Here is a 20,400-nt window from a genome sequence, read left to right on the forward strand (position 1 = left end):
CGCACTGCGTTGCGTCCGGGAACGCCGCCTCCGGCTAGACTGCCCGGCCGCGGTGCCTTACCCGATTCCCGACGTCTCCCGCATCCATGCTGCACTGGCTCATCGTCGTCCTGGTTCCCCTGCTGCTGTGGGCGGGGTTGTCGTGTTACCTGTGGCTGGTACGGCGTCGCGTCGACGAGACCGCGGCCGGCCTGGACCTGCTGGTGGCCATGCACTGGCGCGAGTTCGCCGCGCTGGTCGCGCGTGCCCTGCAGACCTCGCGCGGACTGGTCCGCGACGATCTCGCCGAGGGTGCCCCGCGCAGCGAATTCACCGTGCACGACAGCAGCGGCCAGCGCCGCATGGTGCTTTGCAAGCATGGCCGCGCCTACCGCATCGGCGCGGTCGCGGTGGACGAACTGGCCTCGGCGGTACGCCTGGCCGGGGTGCAAGGCGGCATCCTGGCGACCGAGGGCCGGGTCGAGCGCGAGGGCAGCGAGAGCGCGCTGCGCCAAGGCATCGAGATCCTCGATGGGCCGCGGCTGTGGCCGATGGTGCGCCCGCTGCTGCGCAACCAGTCCGGTGCCGCGGTCATCGCCCGCGCGCGCCTGCGCGCCGTGCGCCAGATCGGCATGGCCGCGCTCGGCGCGATCGCGCTGGGCGTGCTGCTGGCCCAACTGACGCCTTTCGCGACCGGCCCGGCGGCCGCGGTGCAGATCGCGTCGCGGCCGCCGGCAGCCGCGCACCCGGCCCCGGCGGCGACACCGGCACAGGCAGGAGCCGAGGCCGGCGACAGCGACGCCGAACCGGACGCGGCCACGTTGCTCGCCCAGCAACACGCCGTGTCCAAGGCACTGCTCGGCGCCCCCGGCATCGTGCGCGGGGTCTGGACCACGCGCTCGACCCTGGCGGTGGACCGCGACGAGGCCGACGACGAAAGCGCCTGGAAGACGGTGTGCGCGCGGCTGGAACGCTATCCGGCGCTGCGGACCTCGCGGGTGCAGCTCAACCCGCGTCCCGGCCACGACGAGCCGGTGCGCTGGCGGCAGTGCCGCACGTTCTGAGCGGTCCGTCGTGAGCGCCCCCCGGGCCGCGGCCGGGCTCAGCGGTTGCCGGGCGTGAACCGCGCCACCAGGTCGTAGGCATCGCCGAGGAAGATCTGCCGCACCCGCGTGACCGGCTGCTCGCCGCGCCAGGTCTGGCGGTCGATCACCAGGCACGGGGTGCCGGCGGCCACTTCGAGCAGGGCCGCCTGGCCGGCATCGACGCCGATGGCGCTGATCCGGTGCACCGCCCGCGTCCACGGCACGTGCTCGAGCAGCCAGCTGCCGGGCGCGGTCGCGGAGAAGTCCATCGCCAGCGCCTCCGGCACCGCCTGCGGATTGATCACCCGGTCCTCCAGCGCCAGCGGCCGGCCATCGGCCAGGTGCAGGCTGCGCAGGGCCAGCACCCGGGTGCCGTCGCCGGCGAACTCTCGCTCGGCCGCATCGCCGGCATGCGGACGGCGGTGGCGGCGCGAGACCAGGCGGAAGCCGTAGGCATGGCCGCGCGCGGCCACCTCGAGCGGGATGTCGGGGATGTCCAGCGCCACCTGCTCGATGTGCGGATGCGGGCGCGAGACGAACGAGCCGGCGCGGCGCCGACGCTCGATCATGCCGGCGTCGGCGAGCAGGCTGAGCACCTTGTTGACGGTCATGCGCGAGCAGCCGTATTGCGCCATCAGCTCGTGCTCGAACGGGATGCGGTGGCCCGGCGGCCACTCGCCGCTGAGGATGCGCCCCTCGATGTCGCCGCGGATGCGCTGGTGCAGCGTGACGCCGGTCCTGTCGTTCACGGATCCATCCCTGGCGCCGGGCGCGGCGCGTTCGATCGGCTCATTGCAGCACATGCGCCAGGGCGCGCGCATAGCGCGCCGCGACCCGCCCGCGCTCGAGGTGGCGGCCGTCGGCCACCTGGCGGCGGCCGCCGCACCACACGTTGCGGATCGCCGCGGTGCCGCCGCAGAACACCCAGCTGTCCAGCAGGGCATCGTCGCGGCGCTGCACCAGGGCCGGATGGTCGCCGGCCAGTTCCACCAGGTCGGCCGGCGCGCCGGGCTGCAGGCCGGCCAGCACGCCGAGCGCCTGCGCCGCCCCGGCCACCGCGCCGCGGTGGAGGAAGGTTCCGGTGCTGGTGCCGGCCGGGGCCAGCACGTTGCGGCCGTGCAGGTGCAGGCGCTGGCCGTACTCGAGCAGGCGCAGCTCGCCGCTGGCGTCGATGCGCACGTTGGAGTCCGAGCCGACGCCGAAGCGCCCGCCGCCGTGGACGAAGGTCGGCATCGGGAACAGGCCATCGCCGAGGTTGGCCTCGGTGATCGGGCACAGGCCGACGACCGCGCCGCGCGCGCGGATGCCGTCCAGCTCGCCGGTGGCGACGTGGGTGGCATGCACCAGGCACCAGCGCTCGTCCACCGGCGCGTGCGCCAGCAGCCACTGCACCGGTCGCTGGCCGCTCCAGGCCAGGCAGGCCTCGACCTCGCGCATCTGCTCGGCGATGTGGATGTGCACCGGGCCATCGACCAGGCCCGGCAGCACCGCCAGCTCCTCCGGGGCGACCGCGCGCAGGCTGTGCGGCGCCACGCCCAGCACCGCGCCCGGCAATGGCCGCAGCAGGCGCGCGCACCGGCCGAGCAGCGCGGCGAAATCGTCCAGGCCGTGGAGGAAGCGCCGCTGCGCCGGCTCCGGTGCCTGCCCGCCGAAACCGGCGTGGGCATAGAACACCGGCAGCAGGGTCAGGCCGATGCCGCTGGCATGGGCGGCGGCGGCGATCGCGGCCGCCAGCTCGGCCGGGTCGTCGTAGGGACGGCCGTCCGGGGCATGGTGCAGGTAATGGAACTCGCCCACCCGGGTGAAGCCGGACTCGACCATCTCCACGTACGCCATCGCGGCGATGGCCTCCACCTGCTCCGGGCCGAGCCGGTCCAGGAACCGGTACATCACCTCGCGCCAGCTCCAGAAGCTGTCGCCGCCGGCGCTGCCGGCCTCGGCCAGCCCGGCCATGCCGCGCTGGAAGGCGTGGCTGTGCAGGTTGCCCAGCCCGGGCAGCACCGTGCCCAGGCGCTCGTCGCCCGGCTCGGGCGCGACGCCGGCCGCAAGCGAGACGATGTGCCCGGCCGCCACCCCCAGGCGCACGCCGCCGGCCCAGCCGGCAGGCAGCAGCGCCCGTTCGAGCCAGAAATGGTGCTGCGGGGCATGGACGTGGGACATGGCGCGACACCTGCTGGACGCTGGAGGAATTTCGTGATTATTGTATATACAAATCACGCCGGACCGCCCGCAATGCGCTGCGACATCCTGTGGCACAACGCCCACCTGGCCACGCTCGACGACGCCGGCATGGGCATCGTGCGCGACGGCGCCCTCGCCTGCCGCGACGGCCGCATCGCCTGGGCCGGGCCGGCAACGCGGCTGCCGCCCGACCTGCAGGCCGGGCGCGAGATCGATTGCGGCGGCCGCTGGATCACCCCCGGCCTGATCGACTGCCACACCCACCTGGTCCATGCCGGCAACCGCGCCAACGAGTTCGAGCAACGCCTGGACGGCGCCAGCTACGCCGACATCGCCCGTGCCGGCGGCGGCATCGTCGCCACCGTCCGTGCCACCCGCGCCGCTTCCGAGGACGAGCTGCTTGCCCAGTCCCTGCCCCGCCTCGACGCGCTGCTGGCCGAGGGCGTGACCACCGTGGAGATCAAGTCCGGCTACGGCCTGGACCTGGACAGCGAGCTCAAGCAGCTGCGCGTGGCGCGCCGGCTGGGCCAACTGCGCGCGGTGGCGGTGGTGCCGACCTTCCTCGGCGCGCACGCGGTGCCCGACGGGCGCCAGGCGCAGGACTACATCGACGAGGTCTGCACGCGGATGATCCCGGCCATCGCCGCCGAGGGCCTGGCCGAGGCGGTGGACGTGTTCTGCGAGGACATCGCCTTCTCGCCGGCGCAGGCACGGCAGGTGTTCGAGGCGGCCACGCGCCACGGGCTGAAGGTCAAGATCCACGCCGAGCAGCTCAGCAACCAGCACGGCGCCGCGCTGGCCGCCGGCTTCGGCGCGCTGTCGGCCGACCACATCGAGCACCTGGACGCCGCCGGCGTCGCGGCAATGGCCGCCGCCGGCACCGTCGCCGTGCTGCTGCCGGGCGCGTTCTACTTCACCCGCGATACCCGCGTGCCGCCGGTGCAGGCGCTGCGCGACGCCGGCGTGCCGATCGCCCTGGCCACCGACTGCAACCCCGGCACCTCGCCGCTGACCAGCCCGCTGCTGGCGATGAACATGGGCGCCACCCTGTTCCGCCTGACCGTGGCCGAATGCCTGGCCGGCTTCACCCGCGAGGCCGCGCGCGCGCTCGGCCGCGGCGACCGCACCGGCCGGCTGCGTGCCGGTCTCGATGCCGACCTGGCGATCTGGGACATCGACGCGCCCGCCGACCTGGTCTACCGCATCGGCTTCAACCCCCTGCATTCCCGCATCCATCGCGGCATCGCCGCGGAGACCCCATGAACGAAAGCCCGTCCGCACGTTCCCCGCACGCGAGGCCCGCGTCCGCGGGCCCGGTCCTGCTGCGCCCCGGCGCGGTCACCCTGGCGCAATGGCGCGCCGTGCACGAGGGCGCGCCGGTCGCGCTCGATCCGGCCGCCCGTGGCGACGTCGAACGCAGCGCCCGCGCGGTGGAGGCGATCGTCGCCCGCGGCGCGCCGGTCTACGGCATCAACACCGGCTTCGGCAAGCTGGCCAGCGTGCGCATCGAGCGCGACGACCTGGCCACGCTCCAGCGCAACATCGTGCTCTCGCACGCCGCCGGCGTCGGCGAGCCGCTGCCGGCGGCGACCACGCGGCTGATGATGGCGCTCAAGCTCGCCAGCCTGGCCCAGGGCGCCTCGGGCATCCGCCCGGCCACGCTGGACCTGCTCGAGGCCATGCTCGCCCGCGACGTGGTGCCGGTGGTGCCGGCGCAGGGCTCGGTCGGCGCCTCCGGCGACCTGGCCCCGCTGGCGCACCTGTCCACCGTGATGATCGGCATCGGCGAGGCGTTCCATCGCGGCCAGCGCCTGCCGGCGGCCGCGGCGCTGGCGCGCGCCGGGCTGGCACCGGTCGAGCTGGGCGCCAAGGAAGGGCTGGCGCTGCTCAACGGCACCCAGTTCTCCACCGCCAATGCATTGGCCGGCCTGTTCGCCATCGAGGACGTGTTCCGCGCCGCGCTGGTCGCCGGCGCGCTGTCCACCGAGGCGGCCAAGGGCTCGGACACGCCGTTCGACGCGCGCATCCACGCACTGCGCGGCCAGCCCGGGCAGATCGTCGTGGCCGATGCGCTGCGCATGCTGATGGCCGGTTCGGCGATCCGCGAATCGCACCGCGAGGGCGACGTGCGCGTGCAGGACCCGTACTGCCTGCGTTGCCAGCCGCAGGTGATGGGCGCGGCGCTGGACGTGATCCGCGCCGCCGCGCGCACGCTGGCCACCGAGGCCAACGGCGTGTCCGACAATCCGCTGGTGTTCGCCGACACGCAGGAGGCGCTGAGCGGCGGCAACTTCCACGCCGAGCCGGTGGCCTTCGCCGCCGACATGCTGGCCATGGCGGTGTGCGAGATCGGCTCGATCAGCGAACGCCGCATCGCCATGCTGGTAGACCCGGCGCTTTCCGGGCTGCCGGCCTTCCTCACCCCGAAGCCGGGGCTGAATTCCGGCTTCATGATCCCGCAGGTCACCGCCGCCGCGCTGGTGTCGGAGAACAAGCAGCGCGCCTACCCGGCCAGCGTCGATTCGATCCCGACCTCGGCCAACCAGGAGGACCACGTGTCGATGGCCGCGCACGGTGCGCGCCGCCTGGCGGCGATGGCCGAGAATGCCGCGCAGGTCGTCGCCATCGAGTTGCTGGCCGCGGTGCAGGGCTGCGACTTCCATGCGCCGCTGCGCTCCAGCACGGCCCTGGAGGCCGCCCGCGCCACGCTGCGCGCACAGGTGCCGGCGCTGGCCGAGGACCGCTACTTCCATCCGGACATCCAGGCCGCCGCCGCGCTGGTGCGCTCGGGCGCGCTGGTGCACGGCGCGGGGATCGGCTTGCCGGGCGTGGAGGACGGGGCATGAGGCCTTCCCTCAGGTACCGGATGCTGCACTTCGTCGCTCCCGCGCAGGCGGGAACCCCGTGCCTTGCGTCCAGATCGCGTGCAACCCGCCGGGTCCCCGCCGGCGCGGGGACGACGGTGGAAACATCGCGGAGACCGGCATGAATCCCCTTCCCGACTGGCTGGAAATCCACCGCGGCGACGCGCCGCTGATCGTCAGCTTCCCGCACACCGGCACCGACCTGCCGGAGGGACTGGAGCACCGCTTCGCCTCCACCTGGCTGGCGCGCCGCGACGCCGACTGGTGGGTGCACCTGCTCTACGACTTCGCCCGCGAGCTGGGCGCGACCACCTTGCGCACCGCGATCTCGCGCTCGGTGATCGACGTCAACCGCGACCCCAGCGGGGCCTCGCTCTATCCGGGGCAGAACACCACCGGCCTGTGCCCGCTGGCCACCTTCGACGACGAGCCGCTGTACCTGCCCGGCGAAGAACCGGACGCGGCCGAGATCGCGCACCGCCGCGCCACCTGGTTCGCCCCGTACCACGACGTGCTGGCCGGCGAGATCGCGCGCCTGCGCGCATGCCACCCGGCCGTCGTGGTCTACGACGCGCATTCGATCCGCTCGCGCATCCCGCACCTGTTCGACGGCGAGCTGCCGCAGTTCAACATCGGCACCAACGCCGGCGCCAGCTGCGCCATGGCACTGGCCGAGGCGGTGGAACGCACCTGCCGCGACAGTGGCCGTTCCACCGTGCGCGACGGCCGCTTCAAGGGCGGCTGGATCACCCGCCACCACGGCGACCCTGCCCAGGGCGTGCATGCGATCCAGATGGAGCTGGGGTGCCGCGGCTACATGGACGAGCCCGCGCAGGTGGACGAGGGCAACTGGCCCTCGCCCTGGCGCCCCGAGCGCGCCGCCGCGCTGCGCGCCACGCTGCAGCAGGTGCTCGGCGCCTGCCTCGACTTCGCCCGCGACGCGGCGGCCGCATCGCCGCCGCCGCGCCGAACCGCATGACCCGGGCCCGGCCCGCAGATCGCCGAGGCACCGATACGCCCTTGCCTTCGCAACGCCCCGCACCCGCGCGTGCGGACCATCCCGAGAGGACCCCCGCATGACCCGCCTGGACCCGAACCGCGTCATCCACGCCCCCACCGGCACCACGCTCAATGCCCGGAGCTGGCTGACCGAGGCGCCGCTGCGCATGCTGATGAACAACCTCGACCCGGACGTGGCCGAGCGCCCGCAGGAACTGGTGGTGTACGGCGGCATCGGCCGCGCCACGCGCGACTGGGAATCCTTCGACACCATCGTGGAGACGCTCAAGCGGCTGGAGGACGACCAGACCCTGCTGGTGCAGTCCGGCAAGCCGGTCGGCGTGTTCCGTACCCACGCCGACGCCCCGCGCGTGCTGATCGCCAACTCCAACCTGGTGCCGCGCTGGGCCAACTGGGACCACTTCAACGAGCTGGACCGAAAGGGCCTGGCGATGTACGGGCAGATGACCGCCGGCAGCTGGATCTACATCGGCGCGCAGGGCATCGTCCAGGGCACCTACGAGACCTTCGTGGAGATGGGCCGCCAGCACTTCGGCGGCGACCTGTCCGGCAAGTGGGTGTTCACCGCGGGGCTGGGCGGCATGGGCGGCGCGCAGCCGCTGGCCGCGGTGATGGCCGGTGCCTCGTGCCTGGCGGTGGAATGCCGCAAGTCGTCCATCGACATGCGCCTGCGCACCGGCTACCTGGACACCTGGACCGACGACCTCGACGAGGCGCTGCGCCTGATCGACGAATCCTGCGCCGCCAGAAAGCCGCTGTCGGTGGGCCTGCTCGGCAACGTGGCCGAAGTGCTGCCGGAGCTGCTGGCGCGCGGCATCCGCCCGGACGTGCTCACCGACCAGACCTCCGCCCACGACCCGGTCAACGGCTACCTGCCGATCGGCTGGAGCGTGGAGCAGTGGGAACAAAAGCGCGCCGGCGAGCCCAAGGCGGTCGAGCGCGCCGCCCGCGCGTCGATGGCGGTGCACGTGCGCGCCATGCTCGGCTTCCACGCGCTCGGCGTACCGACCGTGGACTACGGCAACAACCTGCGGCAGATGGCGCTGGAGGAAGGGGTGGACAACGCCTTCGACTTCCCCGGCTTCGTGCCGGCCTACATCCGCCCGCTGTTCTGCCGCGGCGTCGGCCCGTTCCGCTGGGTGGCGCTGTCCGGCGACCCGGAGGACATCTACAGGACCGATGCCAAGGTCAAGGAACTGCTGCCCGGGGACAAGCACCTGCACCGCTGGCTGGACATGGCGCGCGAGAAGATCCATTTCCAGGGCCTGCCGGCGCGCATCTGCTGGGTCGGCCTGGGCGATCGCGACCGCCTCGGCCTGGCCTTCAACGAGATGGTGCGCAACGGCGAGCTGAAGGCGCCGGTGGTGATCGGCCGCGACCACCTGGACTCGGGCAGCGTGGCCTCGCCCAACCGCGAGACCGAGGCCATGCGCGACGGCTCGGACGCGGTATCGGACTGGCCGCTGCTCAACGCCCTGCTCAGCACCGCCGGCGGCGCCACCTGGGTGTCGCTGCACCACGGCGGCGGCGTCGGCATGGGCTTCTCCCAGCACGCCGGCCTGGTCATCTGCTGCGATGGCAGCGAGGCTGCCGACAGGCGCATCGCACGCGTGCTGTGGAACGACCCGGCCACCGGGGTGATGCGCCATGCCGATGCCGGCTATCCCCTCGCCCTCGAGTGCGCCAGGGAGAAAGGGCTGGACCTGCCCGGGATCCTCGGCTGAGCGGATCCCGGTTTTCCGGCATTCCCTCCCGGCGGGGGAACACGCTGCGGGCACGCGTCCCGGAAGCCACGATGGCGCGCCAGCCGGGCCTGCGCGGCCTTCGGGCGCATCGTGCACCGGCACGCGCTCGGCCCGCCGCAGTGGGCGACGGTGGCCGAGCGGTTGCCGGGCGCATCCTGCACCACACGTTGCAGGAAGCCACGATGGCGCGCCAGCCGGGCCTGCGCGGCCTTCGGGCGCACCGTGCACCGGCCCGCGCTCGGCCGGCCGCAGCGGGCGACGGTGGCCGAGCGGTTGCCGGGCGCGTCCTGCACCACACGTCGCAGGCGAAACGCCGGCCGGCCTCGGGAGGCGGTACCGCGGCATGGATCGCCCCGGTCGGTACGCGCACGCCGTCCGCGGCGGCGCTACACCGCCGTGGACGGACATCTGCACGTTGCCTGGTGGCAGCCGACGAGCGCAGCGTCGGGCCCGGATGACACGGCCTTGCGCGTTCTCCCGCCCCGGACAAGGCGTACCGTGCGGACAGGGCGTGCCGCAGGATCGACAGCACCTCCACGCCCGGCGCTCCAGGCGCTGCGGGAAACCTGGCTGCGGGGCCCTCGCCGACACACCGGGCGCCTGCTGCCGCTCGTCGCTCCGGTCGCCGCCGGGCCGGTCCCGCTGACCCAGCAAACACCGGGCGCACGCCTGCGACGGCCAGCGACCACCGTCGGCATGCCTTTGCCGTTCCCCGGGAACCGCACCGGCGCGCGCCATCGGCCGGGTGAGCGCCCCTGGCGGCCGACATACATCGGCGCGGCCCGGTGATTAAGCTGCCGCCTCGACTCCCCGGGAGAAAGCGCGATGCAGCGTGTGCGACGGCGGCCGGTGCAGGGATTGTGGGCGATGGCGATGGCCCTGGCCGGTGCCGGCATGCTCGGCCTCGGCTCGCCTCTAGCGTCGGGAGCCACGCCGGCCGCGCCTGCGCGGTTGGCCGATGCCACCACGGTCCGCAGCCTGGCGACGATCGAGAAGGCGATGGGCGAAGCCGACGAGGCGACCCTGCAGCGCATCCACGACGAGAACCACGACTCGATCACCCACATCTGGGCCGTCATGGCGCTGGAGCGGGTGCGCTTCAACCTCGACGCCGCCAACCGCGCCGCGCAGGCCTGCCAGGACACGCTGTCCGAGCTGCAACCGGCCGTGGCCCTGCGCTGCGGCCAGTTCCAGAGCGGCAACCTGCGCCTGGCCGGCCAGTTCGAGCGGGCCTGGCAACTGGAAAAGACCCTGGCCCAGCGCTACGCCGGTCGCGGCGGCGGCGCCGGCAAGGGCGCGCAGGCCATGTCCGCATACCAGCGCGGGCGCGAGCAGGTACCCCGGCCCCGGATCGTCCCGCCCGCCGAGCCGGTGAAACTCGCCTACGTGCCCGACCACGGCCAGATCCTGCGCCCCGTGGTGCAGGCCAAGGCCGCGGGCAGGTCGTTCGACCTGCTGCTGGATACCGGCGCCAGCTCCCTCACCCTGAGCGAGGAACTCGCCAAGCGCCTGGGCGTTCGCCTGCAGGACCGGCAACACCACACCGGCGGCGTGCTCTCGAACGACGTGCCGGTCCGCGAGGGCGTGCTGGACACGCTGGCCATCGGCCCGCTGGTGTTGCACGACCTGCCGGTCAATGTCATTGCGACCCCGGACATGGCGATCCTGGGGCTGAGCCTGATGACCCCGCTGGGGTCGTTGCGCTTCACCCGGGATGCGCTCTACGTCGCGGCCGCTTCCGACACGGCCCCGACCTGCGACTCGCCGATGCGCGTGGCCAGCGACCTGTTCGGCAACAACCTGCGACTGGTGCCGGAACTGCCGATCGACGGCCGCCCCCGCAGCGTGCTGCTGGACACCGGCCTGAGCATGTACCTGGCCGGCAGCCAGGCGATCGTGGACGACGTGCAACTGCGCAGTCGCGGCCATCTGGCCACCCGCGACATCGGCGGCGGCCATGCCTTCGCCAACGTCCGTGCCGCCAAGGTCAACCTGGTGATCTCCGGCCAGCCGTTCGACGTGAACTTCCCGGTCTACGTCGCGTCGATGCCAGTGGCTCGTGGCAGGTACTGCTCGGCGCCGGCGCCTTGCGCGACATGGACTTCGTGCTGGACTTCCGCAACGGCCGGCAGTGCTTCGCGCTGCATCCGAACCTGAAGTGATCCGCAGGCGGGCCGTGCGCATCGGCTCGCCCGGCCGCCGGGCAACCGGGCAGGTGCCGGGAGATGCCCGGGCCGGATCCAGGGAAGCGCCGACCGCCCTGGCGTCGATGGCCGGGATGGAGTGGCGGCGCGTTCCCCGCCTGCGGGGGCGCCCGCGGGAAGCGAGCCCGGCCCGCGCTTCGTCTGGCGTGTAGCGACGGCTCCGGAACATGGCGGCGAGGCGCGTGCCGGCCTCGCCGCCACGAGCGTTCCTGCCGAGCGGGGCGATCCGCAGCGACGCGCGGCCAGGCCTCGTTGTTCCCGGCTCCGGGCTTCGAACCTGCGGTTTGCCGCGGACGAGAGCGACGGCCGGCCTCAGTGCCCGCCCTTGCGCTGCTTCGCCCGCGCCGCGGCATCCTCGCGCGCCTCGGCGAAGCGCGGTTCCTCGCGCAGCAGCTTCGAGTCCGGGTCGAGCGTGTACAGGGCATCCGCCGCCAGCTCCACGTGGCCGCGGCCACCGGTCATCGGCACCGTCACCACGCGGCCGTCGTTGCCGCCCACGCGCACCTCCACCGGCACCGGGAACGGGCCGTCGCCGGGTACCTGCCAGCGCAGCGCCAGGCCGGTGGCGTCGCGTTCGGCCAGCAGCTGCGGCAAGGCGGCGTGGCGCAGGTACACGTCGAAGAACCAGCCGTAGTCCTGGCCGGTGACGCGGTTGACGATGTCGATGTAGTCCTGCGTGGTGGCATAGCGCGGCGCGAAGTGGCCCGGCCGCGGCGTGTCGGTGCCGTAGACCAGCTCGCGGATGCTGCGGAAGAAGGCGGCATCGCCGACCAGCCCGCGCAGCATGTGCAGCATGTACGAGCCCTTGTAGTAGATGTCGTTGCCCGGGCCGGCGTCGTGGCTGTACACGGCCTCCTCGGTCATGGTGTGGCCGCTGACGATCGGCACCTTGTTCACCACGCCGGCGCGCTGGTCCAGCAGCGCGGCGCGGTAGTCCATCTCCCCGCGCAGATACTGCAGGTAGAGCGGCTGCATGTAGCTGCCGAAGCCCTCGTGCAGCCACATGTCGTCCCAGTCGGCATTGGTGACCTGGTTGCCGAACCATTCGTGCGAGAACTCGTGCTGCAGCAGCCAGTCGTAGCCGTACTTGTCGCGCCTGTAGCCGTTGCCGTAGGCGTTGACGGTCTGATGCTCCATGCCCAGGTGCGGGGTCTCGACCACGCCCATCTTCTCGTCGCCGAACGGGTACGGGCCGATCACGCCCTCGAAGAAGTCCAGCATCTTCGGGAATTCGGCGAACAGCTTCTGCGCCTTCTCGCGGTTGCCCTCGAGGTACCAGAACGCCAGCGGGACGGTGTTGCCGTAGCGGCTGCGGTATTCGCCGGTCAATTCCTCGAACGGGCCGACGTTGAGGGTGACCGCATAGGTGTCGGGCTGGCGCGCGCGCCAGTGGTAGGTGCGCCAGCCGTCCTGCTCGCGCATGTCCACCAGCACGCCGTTGCCCGGCGCCACCAGCGGTGCCGGCACGGTGATGCGCTCGTCCACCCGCGCCGGCTCGCCCATCGGGTGGTCGATGCACGGCCACAGCAGGTCGCAGCCCTCGCCTTCCACGGCCGAGGCCACCCAGGGCTCGCCGTTCGGCGCGGTGGCCCAGACGAAGCCGCCGTCCCAAGGCGCCTTCTTCGCCACGTGCGGCTGGCCGGCATAGACGATGCGCAGCGCCACGGACTGCCCGGCCGCCAGCGGCGCCGGCAACGCCACGCGCATGCGGCCCTCCGGGTTGCTCCAGGCCTGGCGTTCGAGCGCGTGGCCGTCCACCTCGACCCGGCTCACCGCGTAGTTGCGGTCCAGGTCCACCACCAGCGCCTGCAGCGGCGCCTTGGCACGGAAGGTCAGCGTGGCATCGCCCTCGATCCGGCGCTTGCGCGGGATCACCTTGAACGCCAGGTCGGCATGCTCGAACGCCACGCCGGCCTGCTCCGGCGCCATCGGCCGGCCGCTGTCGCGGGTGAGCGGCGTGAGATCGGGTTGGCGGGCACCGGCCACGGCGGGCACCAGCAGCGAGGCGGCAAGCAACAGCGAAACGGGCAGACGGGACATGCGGACGACAGCCAGTGGGGAAACCCTGCCAGCATCGCAGCACGCCCGCCGCCACGCATGGCTCGTTGGTCATGTCGTTGTCAGTGACAGCCTCACTCCGTCTCATGCCCGAATACAGGCCGGCGGCTGCCCTGCGAGTGGAAACGACTGTCAGGGCCGATAGCTGCCGCTATCGGCCCGGCGTCCTGACGGGCGGTTTCGGCGATGCCACCTGCCTCGCTCCCGACATGAGCCGGATTCCTTCATCCTTCCTTGTTGGTTTTCGGTCGGCGGATTCAACTCTCGATCGCAACACCCGAGGTTGTGAAGAGGCCCAGGCGACCTGACCTGAGCAGCTTCACCGCCAAGTGGAGTTGCCCATGGCCAATGGCCGCCTGAACCAGCACGAACGATATCGCATCCACGCCTTGCATGAAGCCGGCTGTTCCCTTCGCGGGATCGCGTTTGCTCTGGATCGTGCGCCCAGCACGATCAGCCGCGAGTTGCGGCGCAACAGCCCTGGTCGGTGTTACGACCCTGCCCAGGCACAGCGGATCAGTGACCATCGCCGTTCACAGGCCAGCCGTCGCAAACGCATCGGCCCGGAGCACATCGCGCGGATCGAAGCGTGCCTTCGCGAAGACTGGAGCCCGGAGCAGGTGGCAGGCGCCACCGGACTGGCGAGCCACGAGTGGATCTATCAGCACATCTACGCAGAACAGCGGCGCGGGGGCACCCTGTTCAAGACCTTGCGCCGCCGTCGGCGCCAGCGCCGCAGGCGCGGGATGCGCGATGGCCGGGGCCAGCTTCGGCACCGCCGCAGTTGGCGTGAACGCCCTGCAGTGGTCGAACAGCGCTCCCGCCTGGGCGACTGGGAGATCGACTCGATGCACGCCTCGAGCGGCAAGACGGTTGTGGTGACCATGACCGAACGACGCTCCCGGCTCCACCTGCTGGCCAAGTCGGTCGATCGCACGGCCGAGAACGTGATGCGCGCCATCGTCGGCAGGTTGGGCCGCGTACGCGATGGCGTGCATACGCTGACCGCCGACAACGGCAAGGAGTTCGCCGAACACCAGACCATCGCTGCCTCCCTGCAGGCAGATGTCTACTTCGCCGATCCGTACTCGGCCTGGCAGCGTGGCAGCAACGAGAACGCCAACGGACTGACCCGACAGTACCTTCCACGAGGCATGGACTTCGCGGCCATCACCGATGAACAATTGCGCTGGGTCGAGCAACGGCTCAACACGCGACCACGCAAGACACTAGGATTCAAGACGCCCCTCGACGTCTTCGTCAAGGAATTCAGCAATTGTGTTGCGAATCAAAGTTGAATTCGCCGTCCAAGCGCAGCCTCCATGAATTGCATGTAGCCAGGCCTGGCATCCCTCCTGATGCTGGATGAAGCGTCTTCTGTCGAATCAATATTCCTCCACGTCGCTTCCTCGATTATTTCCGCCCTCAACCGTTGCTCATTCGTCAATTGCGCCCCCACAAGATAGCCCTGAACAAAACCAGCCTGATCACCGGCCCTTGCCTGCATCCCGTAATAGGATTTTGCGACGGCAAGGTCGCGATATCCATCGACGGTGAAGTATATGTCGCCAGCCATCTTAAGCGCATATACCGAGCCGGAAACGGCACTCTCCAGCAGGATCCCCTGGACCTCGGACTTGGGCGCATCCTGCTTCGCCAACCTGTACGCATAGATTGCCTGTGCGGCAGGATTCCCCCTGTCGGCCAAGTCCTTCAAAGGCCCCAGGGCCATTTCCTTTAGATATGTTTCGACATCCGGCCCAGGATAACCATGCGCCTCCAGCCATTTTGCATCTTCCTCGTTCCGCGCAATGCCTGGATTATTTGAATCCCAGGCATAGCCATACTCCCGCGGCTCGAATGAATTGGAAATTGCGGCCGAATGGCTGGACTCCACTGAGTATTTCGCTCTGCTGCTTTCCCTGGCCTCATGCCCAGCTCGATCGCCCCCAGAATAGTCATTGACAGCTGACATGTCCTTGCTGAGAACGTGCCGACTCAAGCCCGCGCCGCCTCCCGAAAAGAGAGAAATAAAATATGCAGCCAACGCCCCCAATAATACGATAGAAATCGTGATCGGCACCCAATAGCGCCTCATCTGAAAACTCCGTTTCAAGTCAGGATTTCGCGCAAATTGATCTGGGACCTTGATATATCTTTGGATTCAGCCATTTCCCATTCACGAGAACACCCTGCGTCGCAACTAGATGATGCTGTCAACGACTGGAAGCAATTCAAGGATGGAAGGCGTGGCCTTCCAGGCCACGCCTTCTCCCCTGCATGCTACATGGCCTACTTCGCCGGCGCGTTCTTCACGTAGGTATCGAACCAGGCCAGCATCTCGCTGACCACCTGCTCGTTGGATTCCAGCGCGGTGTACCAGTGCGGCTCGTGCGGCAGCATCACCAGGCGGGTGGTGCCGCCGTTGCCGCGGATGGCCTGGAACAGCTTGAGCGACTGGATCGGCTCGGTGCCCGGGTTGGCGTCGTCGTCGCCATGGATCAGCAGCAGCGGCAGCTTGATCTTGTCGGCGTAGAAGAACGGCGAGGCCTTGATGTACACGTCGCGGGCCTGCCATACCGAGCGGCGCTCGTTCTGGAAGCCGAACGGGGTCAGCGTCTTGTTGTACGAGCCGCTGGTGGCCACGCCGGCGCGGAACAGGCCGGTGTGGGCGATCAGGTTGGCGGTCATCAGCGCGCCGTGGCTGTGGCCAGTGACGCCGATGCGGTCGCGGTCCACCACGCCCAGTTCCACCGCCTTGTCCACGGCGGCCTGGGCGTCGGCCTCCAGCTGCTCCAGGTAGGTGTCGTAGGCGGTCTTGGGATCGCCGACGATCGGGAAGCTGGCGTTGTCGATGATGGCGTAGCCGGCCAGCAGCATCAGCCGGTAGTACGGCAGCCGGGTGAAGGTGTTCTGGCTGCCGGACACCTGCCCGGCCTGCTCGCTGCTGGCGAAGTCGGCCGGATACGCGTACAGGATCGCCGGCAGGCGCTGGCCTTCGGTGTAGCCGGGCGGCGTGTACAGGGTGAAGGACAGGTCCAGGCCGTCGGCGCGCTTGTAGGTCACCAGGCGCTTCTTGATCTGGCGCACCTCCGGCGTCGGGTCGGCCACGCGGGTGAGCTGGGTGCCGCTGCTGGCGAACCGGGCCTCGCCCTCGGCGGCATCGGCGGCCGGCGCGCCCAGGGTGCGCACGAAGGCGTTGGGCGGATCGACCAGCGACTGGTGCCAGGTCAGGAATCTGCCCGGCTCGGCGGTGAAGCCCAGGAACACGTCGTAGTCGTCGGTGCCGCTGCGGAACAGGCGTTCGGTCTTGAGCGTGGCCAGGTCCAGGCGGTCCAGGAACGGGCGGTCGCCCTGCTTCGATGCGCCCTGCCCGCGCAGGAACAGGTGGCCGCCTTCCTGGCGGGCCACCACCGCGCCGTTGGGCAGGCGCTTGTAGACGAAGCTGCCGGGATCCTTGTACAGCTCGTCGCTGGACATGTCCCACAGCACGCGGCCGGCGTCGCCGGGCTTGTCCACGTCGACGATGCGCGTGGTCTGCCAGTGGCGGTTCTCGTCTTCCTCGTAGAGGAAGGCGACGTCCGGCCGCTCGGTCCACACGTAGCCGACGAAGCGCTGGCGGGTGCGGGTGACCTCGGTCGGCTTGCCGGTGAACGGCGCCTTGAGCATCAGCACGCGGTCGCGCGCCGGGACCTCGACGTTCCAGTCGCCCTTGTCCAGCGCCTCGGCATAGACCAGCGTGGCCGGGTCGGTGGCGCGCCAGCCGAACTCGCGCGGGCCTTCGGGCACGCCGTGCACCGGCACGCGGTCGGCCAGCGGCAGGCTGGCGACGGTGACCGAGCGGCCGCTGGACACGTCCAGCACCGCCACGTCGCGGGGAAAGCGCTGGTAGGTCACGGTGTGCGAATACGGCGGCTTGATCGCCTCGGCCAGCACGTGGACGCCGTCCGGGGCGCCGTCCACGTCGTCGTAGATGGCCGGCGCGCCGACGTCGCGCACCTTGCCGCTGGCGGCATCGACCACCGCCAGCTGCGAGGTGCCGTAGTAGACGAAGCGCGCCTCGTCCAGCGGCCCGCGTAGCAGGTCGCGCGCCTCGTAGGTACTGCTCTCGCCCTTGCCGCCCAGCGACTGCTGGATGTCCGGGCCGATCGCCGCCGCATCCTCGGCCGGGGGCGCGCCCAGGCCGTCGGGCACGCGCTTGACCAGCAGGGTCCGGCTGCCGTCCAGCCATTGCACGGCGCTGTCGAAGATCGGGTTGAGCGCCACGCCGGGCACCTTGTGCGCCTGGCCGGTGGCGGCATCGCCCAGCCACAGCTCCACCGAGCTGGCGGTGACGTTCTGGAAGGCGAACTGGCGGCCGTCCGGCGACCACGAGGCCATACCCGGGCAGGCATCCTCGGGCAGCGGCACGCGGGTTTCCTTGCCGCTGGCGATGTCGACCACGGTGAAGTCGGCCACGCACGCGGGGATGCCGTAGCCGGCGCGGGTGTCGTGGCGGCTGCGGTTGGCCGGCTCCAGGCGCACGCCGGCGAGCTTGTAGTACGGCCGGGCGACGCGCTCGATCGACGGGTAGGTCTGCGCGGTGACCAGCAGCAGGCGCTGGCCGGTCGGGTCGACGCTGGGCGTCGGCGGCGGCGGTGCCTTGAGCACCTTGAGCAGGGCCGGCGGCGGCGTGGCGTATTCGGCATGGGCCGCGGTGCTGGCCAGCAGGGCGGCAGCCACGGCCACGGCCGCGAACGCCGGAGGGCGGTGCAGAAGCATCGGAGTCCCCTTGGACGGTTGAGTGGCCGGAACGCTACCACCGGAGGCGGGGCCTGCGCCTGCGCCATTGGTCAGGGGCGCGGTCGGCGCCGGCGGGAGCGGTGGACCCGGCCCGGGCTTCACGGGCCCGGCGGCATCCGTTAACATTTATTTCAACAACAAGGTTTACACGAGACGCGTGGCATTGCCCGTCGCCCCGACGACGGGCCGCACGCCGACGCCGCCCCTGCCCTCGCTCCCGTTCGCATCGCCGGCCCCGGCGGCATGACGGTCCTTGCCCTCACCTGCCCGGATGACCCCGTTGCCCTCGCCCGTCCCGTTTCCCGCTCCAGCCCGCCTGTCCACCGGGCTGGCCACCGCACTGCTTGCCCTGCCCCTGCCCGCACTGGCCGCCCAGGACGACCCCGCCGCCGTGCAGCTGGACAGGGTGACCGTGGTCGCGCACGCCGATGCGACCGAGCGCGCCCGCGCCGTCCTGGAACGGGTACCGGGCGGCACCGGCCTCGTCGACCTGCGCGCGCCGGCCGGGGGCCGCCTGGCCGGCACCCAGGACGCGCTGGCGATCCAGCCCGGCGTGTACGCGCAATCCCCCGGCAACGAGGGGGTGAAGGTGTCGATGCGCGGCTCGGGCGTCAACCGCGCCCCCGGCGCGCACGCGTCCGGGGTGACCGTGCTGCTCGACGGGCTGCCGCTGACCGAGCCGGGCGGCACGCCCTACGAACTGCTCGAACCGCTGTGGGCACAGCGGGTGGAGATCCTGCGCGGCGCCAACGGTTTCGACCGCGGCGCGCTCGCCCTGGGCGGTGCCATCGACTACGTCACCCGCGACGGCCGCGACGCGGCGCCGCTGGAACTGCACTACGAGGCCGGCAGCCGCGGCTACCGCAAGTACGGCGCGTCCAGCGGCGGCGCGCGCGGCGGCCTGGATTACTACCTGGCCTGGACCGGCACCCGCTACGACGGCTACCAGCACCACGCCTCCGGCGACGGCAAGGGCGTGGCCGGCACCGTCGGCTGGCAAATCTCCCCGGTGCTGGAGACGCGCTTCTACCTGCGCTACCGCGAGACCTTCCACCTCACGCCGGGCCGGCTCACCCAGGCGCAGGTCCGCGACGACCCGCGCGCGGCCAACGCCGCCTTCCTGGCCATCGACGCCCGCCGCCCGCAGCCGGGCAGCACCTGGCTGGCCAACAGGACCACGCTGCACCTGGACGAGGACTCCACCCTCGTCGCCGGCCTGGCCTACCACGACTACCCTATGGACCTGCAGGAAAGCAGCTACCGGCAGCGCCTGGCCTACGCCGACGTCAACGCCACGCTCGACTACCGCCACCGCCACGTGCTGTGGGGCCGCGACAGCCTGACCACGCTCGCCGCGCAGGTGACCCACGACCTGCCCGGCAACCACGCGCGCGAGACGCTGCGCTTCGATCTCGGCGGCTATCCGGCCGGTACCCGCACCCGCGACTACGTGCACCGCGGCACCAACAGCCAGCTGCGCCTGGCCAACGACCTCGCCCTGGCCCCCGGCCTGCACCTGCAGACCGGGCTGGCGCTGGTCTACAGCACGCGCAAGGCCTGGGTGTACTGGCCGGCCACCGCCGCGCGCACCGCGCAGTACCAGTGGGACTACGCACCGCGGCTGGGCCTGGACTGGCAGGCTACGGCGCGCACGCAGCTGTTCGGCAACCTGAGCCGCTCGGTGGAACCGCCGCACCCGTGGTCGATGCTGTGGGGCTCGGACCAGTACTTCGGCGCCGACGCCGGGCCCGCCGCCGGGCGCCAGAGCGCCGCGGTGCGCCTGGACAACCAGACCGCCACTACCCTGGAACTCGGCGGGCGCGGCGAGGGCGCGTTCGGCCGTTGGCAGCTCAGCGCCTACCGCGCCGACGTGCGGCACGAGCTGCTGAGCGTGCTGGTGGGCAGCGGCGCGGATGCCTACGTCGCCGAATCCAATGCCAGCCCCACCCTCCACCGCGGCATCGAGGCCGGGCTGGACAGTCCCCTGTGGCAGGGTCAGGCCGGCAGCCTGTCGCTGCGCCAGGCCTACACCTACGGCGACTACCGCTACCGCGGCGACGCCCGCTTCGGCCGCAACCGCCTGCCCGGCTTGCCGCGCCACTACTACCAGGCCGAACTGCGCTATGCCCATCCCTCCGGCTTCCATGCCGGCGTGGATACCGAGTACGCCTCGCGCATGGAAGTGGACTACGCCAACAGCGTCCATGCCCCCGGCCACCTGATCTTCGGCGCCAGCCTGGGCTACGACGCCCCCGATGGCCGCTGGCAGGGCTGGCTGCAGCTGCGCAACCTCGGCGGGCGCCGCTACGTGGCGACGGTGACGCCGGGCTACGACGACGCCGGCGCGGACCTGGCCCGGTCCACGCCCGGCGAAGGCTTCGGCCTCTATGCCGGCGTCACCTGGAAGCGCCGCTGACCGATCCTGAACGGCAGCGGCGCGGTTTCACCCCCGGTTGCCATGCCCGCGCGCCCAATGGCGCCA

The 20,400-nt window shown here is 71.5% G+C and carries 13 protein-coding genes; 8 read left to right on the top strand and 5 right to left on the bottom strand.

What is annotated here, in order from left to right; all coding sequences use genetic code 11:
* The first annotated feature begins 86 nt into the window (after nt 1–86).
* Complete coding sequence (locus BN3794_RS08040) at nt 87–1,043, top strand: restriction endonuclease (protein WP_066095808.1); 957 nt, start codon at nt 87–89, stop codon at nt 1,041–1,043.
* 38 nt (nt 1,044–1,081) lie between these two features.
* On the opposite strand, the gene hutC is transcribed toward BN3794_RS08040, so the two are convergent.
* On the bottom strand, nt 1,082–1,813 hold the full coding sequence (gene hutC / locus BN3794_RS08045) for a histidine utilization transcriptional repressor HutC (RefSeq protein WP_066095810.1): 732 nt from the start codon (nt 1,811–1,813) through the stop codon (nt 1,082–1,084).
* A gap of 40 nt (nt 1,814–1,853) precedes the next feature.
* A complete protein-coding gene (locus BN3794_RS08050) occupies nt 1,854–3,224 on the bottom strand; it encodes a formimidoylglutamate deiminase (protein ID WP_066095812.1) in 1,371 nt (456 codons plus the stop codon).
* 72 nt (nt 3,225–3,296) lie between these two features.
* Between BN3794_RS08050 and hutI the strand changes: the two genes are divergently transcribed.
* The 5 genes from hutI to BN3794_RS08075 all read left to right on the top strand — a co-directional run bounded on the left by hutI (nt 3,297) and on the right by BN3794_RS08075 (nt 11,031).
* Nucleotides 3,297–4,508, top strand: coding sequence for an imidazolonepropionase (gene hutI / locus BN3794_RS08055; protein WP_066095815.1), 1,212 nt, complete (start codon nt 3,297–3,299; stop codon nt 4,506–4,508).
* Nucleotides 4,505–6,091 (top strand): histidine ammonia-lyase, encoded by a 1,587-nt coding sequence (gene hutH / locus BN3794_RS08060; protein ID WP_066095817.1) that lies wholly within the window; start codon nt 4,505–4,507, stop codon nt 6,089–6,091. Before hutI ends, hutH begins: the two co-directional genes overlap by 4 nt.
* 139 nt (nt 6,092–6,230) lie before the next feature.
* On the top strand, nt 6,231–7,088 hold the full coding sequence (gene hutG, locus BN3794_RS08065) for an N-formylglutamate deformylase (protein ID WP_066095820.1): 858 nt from the start codon (nt 6,231–6,233) through the stop codon (nt 7,086–7,088).
* A gap of 97 nt (nt 7,089–7,185) precedes the next feature.
* The gene (gene hutU / locus BN3794_RS08070) at nt 7,186–8,853 is read left to right on the top strand and encodes a urocanate hydratase (protein WP_066095822.1); all 1,668 of its coding nucleotides are present in this window, start codon (nt 7,186–7,188) and stop codon (nt 8,851–8,853) included.
* 846 nt (nt 8,854–9,699) lie between these two features.
* Nucleotides 9,700–11,031 carry a retropepsin-like aspartic protease gene (locus tag BN3794_RS08075; protein WP_078059650.1) on the top strand — a complete coding sequence of 444 codons (1,332 nt, stop codon included), beginning with the start codon at nt 9,700–9,702 and terminating at the stop codon, nt 11,029–11,031.
* A gap of 359 nt (nt 11,032–11,390) precedes the next feature.
* Here BN3794_RS08075 and BN3794_RS08080 read toward each other — a convergent pair whose 3' ends face one another.
* The gene (locus tag BN3794_RS08080) at nt 11,391–13,118 is read right to left on the bottom strand and encodes a M1 family metallopeptidase (RefSeq protein WP_066095827.1); all 1,728 of its coding nucleotides are present in this window, start codon (nt 13,116–13,118) and stop codon (nt 11,391–11,393) included.
* Nucleotides 13,119–13,477: 359 nt separating this feature from the next.
* Here BN3794_RS08080 and BN3794_RS08085 point away from each other — a divergent pair, with 359 nt between their 5' ends.
* A complete protein-coding gene (locus BN3794_RS08085; protein ID WP_066093824.1) occupies nt 13,478–14,434 on the top strand; it encodes an IS30 family transposase in 957 nt (318 codons plus the stop codon).
* On the opposite strand, the gene BN3794_RS16370 is transcribed toward BN3794_RS08085, so the two are convergent.
* Both BN3794_RS16370 and BN3794_RS08095 read right to left on the bottom strand, forming a co-directional pair.
* Nucleotides 14,425–15,234 carry a hypothetical protein gene (locus BN3794_RS16370; protein WP_147675706.1) on the bottom strand — a complete coding sequence of 270 codons (810 nt, stop codon included), beginning with the start codon at nt 15,232–15,234 and terminating at the stop codon, nt 14,425–14,427. The two genes, BN3794_RS08085 and BN3794_RS16370, sit on opposite strands and share 10 nt — an antisense overlap.
* Before the next feature lie 194 nt (nt 15,235–15,428).
* Nucleotides 15,429–17,897 (bottom strand): S9 family peptidase, encoded by a 2,469-nt coding sequence (locus tag BN3794_RS08095; RefSeq protein WP_066095833.1) that lies wholly within the window; start codon nt 17,895–17,897, stop codon nt 15,429–15,431.
* A gap of 301 nt (nt 17,898–18,198) precedes the next feature.
* Between BN3794_RS08095 and BN3794_RS08100 the strand changes: the two genes are divergently transcribed.
* Complete coding sequence (locus BN3794_RS08100; protein WP_425476702.1) at nt 18,199–20,334, top strand: TonB-dependent receptor family protein; 2,136 nt, start codon at nt 18,199–18,201, stop codon at nt 20,332–20,334.
* Nucleotides 20,335–20,400: the final 66 nt, after the last annotated feature.

Source organism: Xanthomonas massiliensis (assembly GCF_900018785.1).
Classification (GTDB): Bacteria; Pseudomonadota; Gammaproteobacteria; order Xanthomonadales; family Xanthomonadaceae; genus Xanthomonas_B; species Xanthomonas_B massiliensis.